Below are 10,319 nucleotides of genomic sequence, written 5' to 3' on the forward strand. Positions count from 1 at the left end.
CTTGTTAGGTGCCCGGCGCTCCCTTGAGAAACTGGTTAGGCCCGGCTGCGAGCCAAAATGCGGTCGATTTCCGCCTGCCGCCGAACCTTGCGCTCATCGGCCTCGCGGCGATCCTTTGCCGTCTCGATGTGAAAGGTCAGCATCCCGAACAGCAGTTCGATCAGCAGCGTCCGGCCGGAAAACTGGAGACCCAGATTATACTTCCAGCCGCCGCCGAACCGCGGTGCCGCCTTATCGCCCTTGCGGGGCTGGTTGAGCGGAGCCGACGAATTGGTCATGCCCTGCCAGTTGTAACCGGCCTGCCACGGCCAGCGGTCGGCCTTAATGATCAGCGCGCCAATGCGGAGCTTTTTGCCATCGCGATTGATGAAGGGTTCGCGATTCATGCGGTTGCCTTTTTTGCGCCCATCTGGCGCTTGAACTGGTCGAGGATGATCTGCTTGGCTTCAGCGGCGGGGATGCGTTTCGAGTGGACGAGCCGCCGATATTCCTCCCGAAGCGCAGCCGGAATGTCGCGCATCCGCAGTGCCGAAATGGTCGCGCCACGCTTGCGCCGGGTTTCCTCCGACAGCGTTTTCTCCACGACGTCGGCGCGGGTCAGCACATTGGCGCGGAGCCAGTGACCGCGCTCGCGGCGCTTCTCCATCTCGACGGGGTCGGCTTGTACCTTCTCCATCATGCGCCGCTGCCGTTCGCGATATTCGATCTTCACGCCCGGCTGAGCATGATAGCGCTGGATGCCTTCACGGCGGCGGCGCTGAATATCGGGATCGGTCGCCATGTGCTTGGCGGCGCAGGAGCGGCAACGCAGCGCACCTCTGCTCTTGGGGTGAGTGCATTCGGTCACTTCTTCGGCGCTTTCAGCTCGGCGATGCGCTCCATGGCATGCTCGCGCAGTATGTCGGCATCGTCATCGCTCATGTCATTCACGAGCGCGGCGACCTTCGAATTGACGTCGATCACCGTTTCGCAACCATCGATCTGCGCCTTGGCCGCCTCGAACGTGACGGCATTGGCCTCGCCACGCTGTTCGTCTGCCGGGCCTTCCTGCCAACCGCTGGTCTGGACATCGAGCGCGCGGGCCGACTCTTCATCCTCCTCGCCGTTGTCTATGACCTCGCCCGTCTCCGGATCGTGGCCTAACTGATCACGGCTCGGAAGGATCGTTCCGCCCCGCTCTTCCTCGCTCGCCATGACCATATTGGCCGATGCTGCATAAAGCGCCTCGTCCTTGGCCTCGACGTCGAGAACATCGCCGGACATGGGAAGCGTCTTGGAGTGCCTACGCATGACCGTCTTGCGCGCCATCTCGCCGAACCAGTCGACCCATGGACCCTTGGGTGCGATCTCCTTGCCCTTGTCCTTGCCGAACTTCACGACGCGGCCAGTTGCGCCGGTCTGGCTCGCCTGGCGCACCTTGTTGATCTCGGCGCGGCGCATGACCTCGAACGACTTGCTGCCGTCCTTCATGGTGGCGACTGAATAGGCGGCCACGATGTTCTCATCGGCCAGATCCTCGTCGGCGAGTTCGAGCATGGGCCGGTGCCGCAGCATCGCCTCGGTGCCCGCTTCGAAGATGAACGCACCCTCTTCAACCTCACGGCGATAGACGACGTTGGTTTCGAGCGAACTTATCTCACCGGACTGCAGGATCTTCTTCCGGACGCCGTATGCCATGGGCATATACTGCGCCAGATCGACCGACACCCAATCATTGCCGACCTTCTTGCGGCTACTGAAGATGACGATAGCGGCTTCGCGGCCATCGGGCAGCAGGCCGTCCTGCGCTGCCTTCATGGCCGAGTTGATCAGGCTTCGCCGGTCCGCTTTCAGCAAGTCCGGGTTGGACTGTGCCGCAGTGATCAGCGTGCGCTGGAATTTCTCGGGCGTGATGTGTGCAGGCAGCGCCATCTTAAAGTCGTCGGCGCGGTTGACCAGCTGGTTGCGCAGCTGGGTCACGGCCTGATCGAGCGTGACGGGACCGTCATTGCGGTTGGCGATGGCGTTCAATTTTCGTCTCCCAGATCAAAGCCCGGCTCTTCGGCTTCGACCTTTCCGAGGATGGGTTTGGTCTCGAAGGACGGCTGTTCATCCGAGACGGCGACGACATGGACACGCTGCCAGCCATCATCACCGCGCCCAGCGATCTTGACCTGATCGCCGACGGCCACCGGCTCGCCATCATTATGATAAGTGTAACTGCGCCGGTCGTCCGGGCGGAATTTGCAGGCGACATACTGCATGTCGGTTCTCCTCAGCGGTTGCTCACAGCGATGTCATCCCAGATGCGGACGCCATCGATTTCATGTTCACCTGCCCGGACGAGCGCTGCGATCGCCTTGTCGATCGCCTCGCGGACCTTGGCGTTCTTCTCGACCTTCATGAAAGCCAGCGTGTAATCAGTGACCTCGCAGAGCTTTTTCTTCGTGGTCGAAACGGTCGCGCCGAAATCGCCACGGATCGGCTCGATACGGGCGGACGGAGGCGGTGGGGCATAGACTGGCTCGGGTTCGGGTGCGCGCTGTCCAGCAGCGGCGGCAGCGGCTTCCTGCTCGCGGCGTTCGCGATCAACTAGCTCCTGTGCCTCCCGAATGCGGCGCGCCTCGGCATCCCGCTTGGCCTGCGCCTCGCGAAGGAAGGCCTTCTGCTTACCCTCGACGAGGGCCTTCGCCCCGGACAGTTGCGTCACCAGTTCGTTCTTTGCCTCGTCAACGGCGCGGCCAGCAGCAAGGTATGGTGCTTTAACGTCCTGATGGGTGCTGCTGACGACGCTCTCGGCGGCACGGATCTGCTTCACCAACTCGCCGCACTTGCCAAGACTGTCCTCATCCACCGCAACAGCACGATCGGCGGACGCGACCAGCTGCGCGATTTTCTCGCGGTTGGCTTTGCTGAGCGCCAGCTTCTCGTCGAAATCGGCGCGTGCCTCGACGTCCATCGGCGGGCGATTATGCCCGATCTCAGCAACTGCGGCCGGAGCGGGTTCGGCCTGCTTCGGCCAGGGCTTCACGTCGGGAAAAGCGGTCTGCATAAAACCTCCTTAGAAAGGCAGGGGATTGTCGAGGGGGTGCGCCAGTCGGCGCGGGTCGGCGATGCTGCTCTCGGGCGCATTGGTGCGCGCCCAGCGCTGAAGGTTGGTGAGGTGCCGATAGTCAGCCTCGCTGATCGGATCGCCGCCGCACTTGGGCCAGCACCGTTCGAGCGGAACATGCTCGTCGTTCACCAGCGCCTGCCAGCGCCAGGAGCGATCCATTTCCTCTCCGGTCTCCGGATCGAGCGGTGCGCCGTACCAGATGCGGACGCCGATAAAGGCACCGCCCATCTTGAGGCGCATCCTATAGAAGCCCTCGATCGGCTGGTCGGGATCGAACCCGGCGCCGCGGAAATCGCTGCCGTGCGAATAGTCGATGCGGGCCCGGCTCATAGCTCGGCCTCGACCTGCTTGATGGCCGCAGCGACCGAGGCCATGCCGCGATCGAGCTCATCGTTGAACTCTTCGACCCGATCCCACTCGGCCTCGTCGGCGTCATCGGACGCATACATCACGTGATCGCAGCGGAAATCGTCGCGGATACCTTCGATCATCCGGTACATCTCGTCCCGAGGCTTGCGCAGCAACCCGCGCGCTTCGTCGCGGGTGCGCTGATCGGCCTCGAAAAGATCACCCGCGATATCGTCCAGCGCGAACCAGGCACGGATCACCGGTTTGGCAGTGACAACCCACTGGTTGGCTTTGGCGATCGCGTCGGCGATGTTGGGGGTGACAAGAACCGTCATGCCGCCTTCTCCAGCTGCGCGCCCATGATTTGCGCCCGCACCATCATGCGGAGCGCGAGCTGGTCGCAGTCGTTGGGATTGATGATCTGCGGCTCGTCCTGAACGGCGTCGATTGCTTCATCGACAGAGCAGCCGATGGCGATCAGGGCAGCGATACGGCCCCCTTCCCGCTCGGCGGCGAGGAAGTGCTGCTCCGCGATCTGAGCGAGCTTTTGCACCCGCGCATCCGCCGGATCGTAGCAACGCCATTCGTCGCGGGTCAGCGCGTAGGCCTGATCGCAGTAGATGATCGCAGGCGCGCGAAAGGCGCAGCTGGCGAGGATCTTCCGGGCTTCTTCGGTGGAGTGCCAGGGCTGCATCACCGCGTCTCCGGCAGGAACACGCACTGGATGACCAGCAGCGCGACCGAGAAGAGCAGCAGCGCGGCCATGGTGAACACGGGCAGCTCGTGCGGTGCGGCGCGATCGGCTTCGCGGGCCTCGATCTCAGCCTTGAAAGCGTATGCGTCTTCCCAAGCGCGCGACGCATCGTTGTCCGTCACGCTGCGGGGTTGATGATTGGTGGACTGGGCCACGGTGTTTCTCCATCGGCGGTGATCGCCTGATGGAGGCCTTACTACAATCCGTTTGTATCCATGTCAACAAACCGATTGTAATTTATTCGTCTAGCCATTCCTCATCGGGCCACCAATCCGGATCCTCCGACCCCGGCGGCGGCCAGTCATTGGCGCGCGAGTCGTCCGGTTCGGGCAACACTGGCTCCGTCCCATCTAGGTGCGCTCGGATTGTCGCGCCCCATTGCTCAGATTTCTGGAAGATTGCCTCGACTATGCCGCGGCGCATGGCGGCGCCGATGAAGGGCGCGCGCTCGGCTCGAAGATAGCCGATCTGGATACCGCGCGCGGAATAGAGTTCTTAGGCTCTGGGCGAAGCTCTACCGGCTCGCCTGGTTTGCACATCTCGATTTCGAAGCGCCGTGCCGGGCCGGTCTTGTTATCGAAGCCGACGCCGACCACGGCTAGGGAGAGGTGCTTCAATCCTCTTGGTCGCCCTTACTGCGATACAGAAGCGACGCCCAAGCTTCTGCGCCTGCACCCTGCAAGCGAGCCTTGATGCGCGTCCCCTCTATACATTTGGGGATTTCAACGGCCTGAGGAAGCCAGATCTTCCAAGCCTCATCACCGTTGCCCTCGGGCATCTCTATCCGCTTTGTAGCGCTCTTCGAGATTGGCTCTGTGCCCGGCACTGAGACCTCGACTTCAAGCTTCAGATGCGCCTCAGTCGACCCGGCAGGCATCAGTACGGATGCCACAAGCACGCAGCTGTCCTCTTCGCCGTCGCACATTGAGTAAACCACCGGCGACAGCAGGCCGATCAAGAATGGCTTACCTCCAACCTCAAGCCGAACATCTTCGCAAAATGCGAGCGACAGCTGGGGAGCATTATCCATTTTTTCGATAGGCCTTCACAACCGAATTTGCATCCACGTTCAAGGCTCCAGCGAGTGCCTCGATTGCCGACAGCATTGGCTCCCGTTCTCCCGATTCATACATCGATATCACCGGCTGAGACGTGCCAATCTTCTCTGCGAGTTGCTTCTGAGAAAGCCCTGATGCCAGCCGCAAGTCTGCAAGACCACGAGACAGTTCGCCGGATTCTTCCGCCCTCTTAGCCGCAAGGCGCTGCCGAGCAGCGGCAACTCTATCCGACATACCCGGTTTACTAGAAAGCCGGTCGATCATGGCATCGGCCGAAGAAAAGCCAGCTGGAATTGGCTCAAAAGTCCAAACCTGAGGCTCTTGGAATGTGGAATAGGCGTTTCGCGACGAGCGTGAAGTTGGAGATCTACGCGCGTCCCAGCTTTTCCAAGCCAAGCTTGTCGTATGCCGCTGCAACACGCTGCTGGACCGTTTCATCATAGTCCTCACTACGTTTCATTATGTACAAGAGGGCGATCGTAGCCTTCCGATGGTCGACCGCCGTTATCAAGCGCCAGTCATCTACATCCGCGCATCGAACGGTATATGCGTTATACCTGTTCCGCTGCATCGAAGCGAACTGGGCTACCTTAGCTATTTGCTCATCTACATACCCTTCGTCGATCAAGCGACTGCATAGCGCATGATCTCCTTTGACCTCTTCAATCAGAACGATGAGCGTCGCCGCTTGGTCAGGGTCAGTGTCCTCAACATCCTCAATGTCCTTCTCGACATCGTCATCAACGATGAACCGGAACCGCGTAGGTTGGCTCATATATCGCATCCGATATGAGCGCAATTAGTAAATGAATTATGAACGCGCAAGTTCCGCTCTCACATCTTCCGCACGACAGCCACAACGCGCCCGACCACCGATAGCTCGCCATCATAGGCGGTCTCCGGCGGCACGTTAGGATTGTCGGACAGGATCTTGACGCTGCCATCCGGCATTGGCCGGAGCCGCTTGATGATACCAGTCTGCCCGTAGGATGCCGCCCAGATCTTGTCTGCGAGGCGCACCTCCTGCTGGGAGGTATCGATCACGACGATGTCGGCGTCGAGGATGGTCGGCATCATGGAATCGCCGGTGCCAGCCGCGAGGAATATTTTCTCCGGCGGCGCGTGCGTGAACTGGCGCAACCAGGAACGCGAGAATTTGTGCGTCTCGCCCGTGACGGGAAGGTCGAGATAGGTGCCGCCACCCATGCCGTAGGCTACATCCCATTGCTGGATGTCGACGGCATCGGGATCGATAACGTCTTCGAAGGCATCAGCACCAGCGTCATCGTTGAAAGCAATCGCAGCATACCGCACCCAAGACGGTTTCCGTTTTGTCTCACCCTTTTCAAAGTTCGAGACAACCTGCTGAGAAACCGTAATTCGATCCCCTGCCTTGCCCGCAATTGCATTGATGCGGTCGGCGAGGCCCTGCCCCGACCAATCTCGGGCGAGCCGCTCTCGTTTCATCCAAAGACCAGCTTCGCCAGGATCGTCAGGTTCGTTTGCCATTGCGCTGAGTATTACAAAAGATTTGTGCACTGCGCCTCTACAAATGGGTTGTAATGTATACCGTTGGTTTGTAGTGTGCAGCTCCATGAGCAAGTCAACGATCCTCCAGCGCGCCGTCGCGGCCGCGCCCTTCTGTGGGAACCAGAGCGCGTTCGCTCGCGCCATCGGAACCACTCAGCAAAATATATCCAACTGGCTCCGGGACGGGCGTCAACTCCCCGCTGAGTATGTCTTGAAAGCGGAGGAAGTTACGGGTTTCAGCCGACACCAATGGCGGCCTGACATATATCCCGACTCTGTTGAGGAAGCCGCCGCATGACCGCCTGCCGCTCCTGTGGCGCGTCGCTCTGCGACTGCCCCGATCTCGCGTTCGCTGGCCTCGCGCCTGCACCGATCCCGACCGACACCAAGGCCGGCCGGGCGGTTCATCCCGTCGCGTCGGGTCGCATTCCCGCGACGGGCAAACAAGTTCCCGAGGGTCGCACCGCGGGCACAGCTGGGTCGGTCCTGCACGACCGGCCCGGCTGCGACACTGATCAAATCCCCCTTCATGAGGATGCTTCTGCATGACGCAGCGCAACAATGTCTTGCAGCGCGGAGCACCGCTCACGCAAAGTTCTATGCTCGATGCTGTCGGCAGCGTCGTGAAAGGCATCCAGCTCGACACCAACGAGAGCGACCAAGACACAGCCGACCGGCTCGGCGTCTCATCCGGCACGATCGCGAACGCACGCAACGGCAAGGCCGCTCTGTCCATGCTCACGGTCATGAAGATTGGCGAGGTCTATGGGCTGCATCGTTTGGCCCCGCTGTTCCACCTGATCGGTGGCAAGCTGGCTCCAGAAGCTGCGATCTGCACGTCCGACCATGATCTGCCGATCGGCGCTGCACGCGGGCAAATGTTCTTGGCGCGGGCGCTGGCTGACCAGAGCATCTCTGACACGGAACTGGCAGAGGGCGCAGCTGACATCGAGGCGGCAGGCCAAACCTTCGATGCCCTACGCTACCGGCTGAACACGCTGCGTGCCGGCGGCATCATCATCACGCGCATGGGTGACGCATGAGGATGGAAGCCGCGCTGGCGGAGGCCGTCCGCAAAGCCCGTCAATGCGGCTACAAGGAAACGATCGCTCGGCTCGATGCGGTTTCCCGCACTCGCGCCCTGACCGACGCGGAAACCGACGAACTGGAGCGCGCCATCAAGTGCGAGCGCCAGGCGAACGGATGCGGCCCACGCAGTAGTTGGACGCCGGAACGCGACCGGCTGATGCTCAACATGCGTGCCCAGGGCGCAAAGGGGCGCGATATCGCCGCGAAGCTCGGCCTGACCGTCCGCAGCGTTGAAATGCGCGCGCGTCGGCTGCGCCAGAAAGAGGGGCGGTCCCGTGGCCATTGAAGAGTCGGCGCCATCCCCTGAGCGCAACCGGCTTCAGCTGCTGATCGCGCACTGCCAGAAGCGAATGAACCGTGCCGACGAGAAGGCGCGCGCGGCAATCTTCGAGCAGACTGCGGCGCATATCGCGCTCGAAGAGGCGCAGCTGAACCTCGCCCGGTGGATGGAAGCGAACCCTGATCCACAGGGCGATCTGCTGCTTCTCGTCAGGAGGGGCGCATGACACACATTGATACCTTCGCCACCGAAGCCGAATTGGTGCAGGCCTTCTGTGCCTGGAATGATGCCAGGGGCAATCGTAAGTGGATCATCTATCATGAGACCTGCGGCTGGGATCTGCTGGCCGTTTGCCCGGAGACCGGGGCGCAGGTCGGGATCGAAGCGAAGCTGTCCCTCAATGCCAAGGTGATTTCGCAGGCTTTGCCGGCGGCGCGCTGGTCGGAAACCGATGGCCCGGATTATCGCGCCGTCCTCGTCCCGGAAAAGGGATGCCAGAACCATATCCGCCCGATCTGCGATGCCCTTGGGCTGACCGTTATCTCGATTTGGGGCCATGTCTCGCCCGCCTACGGCAACCGACCGGAGCAGACGAACTGGCAATGCCGTCCCTGGCAGTGGCCAGACGAAAGTTCGATCTACTCGTCGGGCTGGCATAACTGGCTTCCGGCCCATCGCGAAAAGCTGCCGGACTATTTGCCTGATGTCCAGGGCGGCCACGCCGCACCGATCATGCTGACGGACTGGAAGATCAAAGCCATAAAGCTGATGATCTGGCTGGAGCGGCACGGCTGCGTCACGCGCGCAGATTTAAAGGCGCTCAAGATCAGCCCGACGCGCTGGACCGACAGATTCAATGGGTTCCTCTCGCCCGGCACCAACGGCGGCTATGTCCGTAATGATCGGACGCCCGACCTCCGCGCCCAGCATCCCGTCAATTACGCCCAGATCGAGGCGGACATTGATTCCTGGTCGAAGGACATGCCCGCCGACCTATTCGCGTCGGGAGACAAGGCTGCATGAAAACACCCGCCTTCCTCGTCCGCCTGATGCAGTACACGTCACTGTCGCGTCGGCTGCGCCTTGGCCCTGAAGATGCCATGGCCGTGCAGTTCGCCAACGGGCTGCGCGTCCATGTGCTGGAGGGGCGGCTGCGCGGCGTCTGGACCCATACGCCCAATGAGCTGGCCGGGTCTGCCCGCGCCACGCCGGCCGCCGCGATCGCGCGCGCTGCGGGGATGATCACTGGCGCGTCGGATTACCTGTTCCTTTGGGACGGCGGCTCCGGCGTGCTGGAGGCCAAGAGCAAGACCGGATCGCTGTCTCCGTCGCAGAAAGATTGGCGGGATTGGTGCCAGCTGCATGGTGTCCGCCATGCCGTGTTCCGGTCGGTGGAGGAAGGCGAGGCGCAGCTTCGTGAATGGGGGGTGCTGGCGTGAGCGAGATACCCGACACCATCATGCGAGCGATCGAGGCTGTGGCTGCGGATTATCGAAGAAGCCTGATCAGCACCGCTCCTTACCTATCTCACTACACGGAATCGCCAATCGAAACGGCGATGTTCCTGTCGCTGATCCATGAACTGCGCGGTAAGAGCGATTACATCACCGTCAAACCGCAAGAACAGATCGGGCGCTACCGGGCGGACTTCCTGCTCGAATGCGAGGGGCGGCGTTTGGTCGTCGAATGCGACGGTCATGATTTTCATGAGCGCACCAAGAAGCAGGCGGCGCGGGATCGCTCACGGGACCGTTGGTTCATATCTGAATGCATCCACGTCATGCGCTTCACCGGCAGCGAAATCTATGCCGACGCGCTCAGCTGCGCTCGCCAGGCGGTTTCCCACGTCGAGAAGATCGGCATCGACGCCTTCTGGGCGAGGTCGAAGGAGCCGGTGTGAGCGTGATCGCGTCCGCCCTGAAGCATATGCTCGCCGCCGGCATGCCCGCGGACGCCATCGTCGCTGCTGTTGCGGAGATGGAGGAAGGGCTGCGCGCGCTGCTGCCGGACGCCACAGACACGCGCAGCCGTGCCGCTATCCGGCAGGCTCGGTATCGCGACAACCTGCGTAACAAAGCGTCACAATACATAACGGATGTTACGCCTGTTACGGAAAGTGACGCTGAAAAGTCACGTGTTACGGGGGTCACCCCCTCTCCCGCCCCC

General features: G+C 61.6%; 21 protein-coding genes. 8 read left to right on the forward strand and 13 right to left on the reverse strand.

Annotation, left to right across the window (positions count from 1 at the left end; all coding sequences use genetic code 11):
• Positions 1–35 precede the first annotated feature (35 nt).
• From ACI3KQ_RS15525 to ACI3KQ_RS15585, 13 genes are all read right to left on the reverse strand, one after another.
• Positions 36–386: a hypothetical protein gene (locus tag ACI3KQ_RS15525; protein WP_404959173.1), complete on the reverse strand. Its 351-nt coding sequence runs from the start codon at positions 384–386 to the stop codon at positions 36–38.
• Positions 383–847, reverse strand: a complete 465-nt coding sequence (locus ACI3KQ_RS15530; protein WP_404959175.1) for a hypothetical protein — start codon at positions 845–847, stop codon at positions 383–385. Before ACI3KQ_RS15530 ends, ACI3KQ_RS15525 begins: the two co-directional genes overlap by 4 nt.
• Positions 844–2,010, reverse strand: a complete 1,167-nt coding sequence (locus ACI3KQ_RS15535; RefSeq protein WP_404959177.1) for a recombinase RecT — start codon at positions 2,008–2,010, stop codon at positions 844–846. Before ACI3KQ_RS15535 ends, ACI3KQ_RS15530 begins: the two co-directional genes overlap by 4 nt.
• The gene (locus ACI3KQ_RS15540; protein ID WP_404959179.1) at positions 2,007–2,243 is read right to left on the reverse strand and encodes a hypothetical protein; all 237 of its coding nucleotides are present in this window, start codon (positions 2,241–2,243) and stop codon (positions 2,007–2,009) included. The genes ACI3KQ_RS15535 and ACI3KQ_RS15540 overlap by 4 nt, the downstream gene beginning before the upstream one ends.
• Positions 2,244–2,254: 11 nt before the next feature.
• Complete coding sequence (locus ACI3KQ_RS15545) at positions 2,255–3,031, reverse strand: hypothetical protein (RefSeq protein ID WP_404959181.1); 777 nt, start codon at positions 3,029–3,031, stop codon at positions 2,255–2,257.
• Positions 3,032–3,040: 9 nt separating this feature from the next.
• Positions 3,041–3,424 (reverse strand): hypothetical protein, encoded by a 384-nt coding sequence (locus ACI3KQ_RS15550; protein WP_404959183.1) that lies wholly within the window; start codon positions 3,422–3,424, stop codon positions 3,041–3,043.
• A complete protein-coding gene (locus tag ACI3KQ_RS15555; protein ID WP_404959185.1) occupies positions 3,421–3,777 on the reverse strand; it encodes a hypothetical protein in 357 nt (118 codons plus the stop codon). Before ACI3KQ_RS15555 ends, ACI3KQ_RS15550 begins: the two co-directional genes overlap by 4 nt.
• The gene (locus ACI3KQ_RS15560) at positions 3,774–4,136 is read right to left on the reverse strand and encodes a hypothetical protein (RefSeq protein ID WP_404959187.1); all 363 of its coding nucleotides are present in this window, start codon (positions 4,134–4,136) and stop codon (positions 3,774–3,776) included. Before ACI3KQ_RS15560 ends, ACI3KQ_RS15555 begins: the two co-directional genes overlap by 4 nt.
• On the reverse strand, positions 4,136–4,351 hold the full coding sequence (locus ACI3KQ_RS15565) for a hypothetical protein (RefSeq protein WP_404959189.1): 216 nt from the start codon (positions 4,349–4,351) through the stop codon (positions 4,136–4,138). Before ACI3KQ_RS15565 ends, ACI3KQ_RS15560 begins: the two co-directional genes overlap by 1 nt.
• Positions 4,352–4,809: 458 nt before the next feature.
• A complete protein-coding gene (locus ACI3KQ_RS15570; protein WP_404959191.1) occupies positions 4,810–5,154 on the reverse strand; it encodes a hypothetical protein in 345 nt (114 codons plus the stop codon).
• A 64-nt stretch (positions 5,155–5,218) separates the two neighbouring features.
• On the reverse strand, positions 5,219–5,518 hold the full coding sequence (locus tag ACI3KQ_RS15575; protein WP_404959193.1) for a helix-turn-helix domain-containing protein: 300 nt from the start codon (positions 5,516–5,518) through the stop codon (positions 5,219–5,221).
• A gap of 103 nt (positions 5,519–5,621) precedes the next feature.
• Positions 5,622–6,029, reverse strand: coding sequence for a hypothetical protein (locus tag ACI3KQ_RS15580; protein WP_404959195.1), 408 nt, complete (start codon positions 6,027–6,029; stop codon positions 5,622–5,624).
• 59 nt (positions 6,030–6,088) lie between these two features.
• On the reverse strand, positions 6,089–6,763 hold the full coding sequence (locus tag ACI3KQ_RS15585; RefSeq protein WP_404959197.1) for a helix-turn-helix transcriptional regulator: 675 nt from the start codon (positions 6,761–6,763) through the stop codon (positions 6,089–6,091).
• Between the two features lie 85 nt (positions 6,764–6,848).
• Between ACI3KQ_RS15585 and ACI3KQ_RS15590 the strand changes: the two genes are divergently transcribed.
• From ACI3KQ_RS15590 to ACI3KQ_RS15625, 8 genes are all read left to right on the forward strand, one after another.
• On the forward strand, positions 6,849–7,082 hold the full coding sequence (locus tag ACI3KQ_RS15590; RefSeq protein WP_404959198.1) for a transcriptional regulator: 234 nt from the start codon (positions 6,849–6,851) through the stop codon (positions 7,080–7,082).
• Between the two features lie 247 nt (positions 7,083–7,329).
• Complete coding sequence (locus ACI3KQ_RS15595) at positions 7,330–7,827, forward strand: hypothetical protein (protein ID WP_404959200.1); 498 nt, start codon at positions 7,330–7,332, stop codon at positions 7,825–7,827.
• Complete coding sequence (locus ACI3KQ_RS15600; RefSeq protein WP_404959202.1) at positions 7,824–8,159, forward strand: hypothetical protein; 336 nt, start codon at positions 7,824–7,826, stop codon at positions 8,157–8,159. Before ACI3KQ_RS15595 ends, ACI3KQ_RS15600 begins: the two co-directional genes overlap by 4 nt.
• The gene (locus ACI3KQ_RS15605; protein WP_404959204.1) at positions 8,149–8,379 is read left to right on the forward strand and encodes a hypothetical protein; all 231 of its coding nucleotides are present in this window, start codon (positions 8,149–8,151) and stop codon (positions 8,377–8,379) included. The genes ACI3KQ_RS15600 and ACI3KQ_RS15605 overlap by 11 nt, the downstream gene beginning before the upstream one ends.
• On the forward strand, positions 8,376–9,176 hold the full coding sequence (locus ACI3KQ_RS15610) for a hypothetical protein (protein ID WP_404959206.1): 801 nt from the start codon (positions 8,376–8,378) through the stop codon (positions 9,174–9,176). Before ACI3KQ_RS15605 ends, ACI3KQ_RS15610 begins: the two co-directional genes overlap by 4 nt.
• Positions 9,173–9,592, forward strand: a complete 420-nt coding sequence (locus ACI3KQ_RS15615; protein WP_404959208.1) for a hypothetical protein — start codon at positions 9,173–9,175, stop codon at positions 9,590–9,592. The genes ACI3KQ_RS15610 and ACI3KQ_RS15615 overlap by 4 nt, the downstream gene beginning before the upstream one ends.
• Positions 9,589–10,053, forward strand: coding sequence for an endonuclease domain-containing protein (locus tag ACI3KQ_RS15620; RefSeq protein ID WP_404959210.1), 465 nt, complete (start codon positions 9,589–9,591; stop codon positions 10,051–10,053). Before ACI3KQ_RS15615 ends, ACI3KQ_RS15620 begins: the two co-directional genes overlap by 4 nt.
• Positions 10,050–10,319: hypothetical protein (locus ACI3KQ_RS15625; protein WP_404959212.1), on the forward strand; the 270-nt coding region annotated here is incomplete at its 3' end. The genes ACI3KQ_RS15620 and ACI3KQ_RS15625, both read left to right, overlap by 4 nt.

The organism is Sphingobium sp. ZW T5_29, assembly GCF_044987515.1.
GTDB lineage: Bacteria > Pseudomonadota > Alphaproteobacteria > Sphingomonadales > Sphingomonadaceae > Sphingobium.

Excerpts from the sequence above, each read along its gene's own strand:
- ACI3KQ_RS15525 (WP_404959173.1), bottom strand. The coding sequence starts at position 386 with ATGAATCGCGAACCCTTCATCAATCGCGATGGCAAAAAGCTCCGCATT.
- ACI3KQ_RS15540 (WP_404959179.1), bottom strand. The coding sequence starts at position 2,243 with ATGCAGTATGTCGCCTGCAAATTCCGCCCGGACGACCGGCGCAGTTAC.
- ACI3KQ_RS15545 (WP_404959181.1), bottom strand. The coding sequence starts at position 3,031 with ATGCAGACCGCTTTTCCCGACGTGAAGCCCTGGCCGAAGCAGGCCGAA.
- ACI3KQ_RS15550 (WP_404959183.1), bottom strand. The coding sequence starts at position 3,424 with ATGAGCCGGGCCCGCATCGACTATTCGCACGGCAGCGATTTCCGCGGC.
- ACI3KQ_RS15555 (WP_404959185.1), bottom strand. The coding sequence starts at position 3,777 with ATGACGGTTCTTGTCACCCCCAACATCGCCGACGCGATCGCCAAAGCC.
- ACI3KQ_RS15560 (WP_404959187.1), bottom strand. The coding sequence starts at position 4,136 with ATGCAGCCCTGGCACTCCACCGAAGAAGCCCGGAAGATCCTCGCCAGC.
- ACI3KQ_RS15575 (WP_404959193.1), bottom strand. The coding sequence starts at position 5,518 with ATGATCGACCGGCTTTCTAGTAAACCGGGTATGTCGGATAGAGTTGCC.
- ACI3KQ_RS15580 (WP_404959195.1), bottom strand. The coding sequence starts at position 6,029 with ATGAGCCAACCTACGCGGTTCCGGTTCATCGTTGATGACGATGTCGAG.
- ACI3KQ_RS15585 (WP_404959197.1), bottom strand. The coding sequence starts at position 6,763 with ATGGCAAACGAACCTGACGATCCTGGCGAAGCTGGTCTTTGGATGAAA.
- ACI3KQ_RS15590 (WP_404959198.1), top strand. The coding sequence starts at position 6,849 with ATGAGCAAGTCAACGATCCTCCAGCGCGCCGTCGCGGCCGCGCCCTTC.
- ACI3KQ_RS15595 (WP_404959200.1), top strand. The coding sequence starts at position 7,330 with ATGACGCAGCGCAACAATGTCTTGCAGCGCGGAGCACCGCTCACGCAA.
- ACI3KQ_RS15600 (WP_404959202.1), top strand. The coding sequence starts at position 7,824 with ATGAGGATGGAAGCCGCGCTGGCGGAGGCCGTCCGCAAAGCCCGTCAA.
- ACI3KQ_RS15610 (WP_404959206.1), top strand. The coding sequence starts at position 8,376 with ATGACACACATTGATACCTTCGCCACCGAAGCCGAATTGGTGCAGGCC.
- ACI3KQ_RS15615 (WP_404959208.1), top strand. The coding sequence starts at position 9,173 with ATGAAAACACCCGCCTTCCTCGTCCGCCTGATGCAGTACACGTCACTG.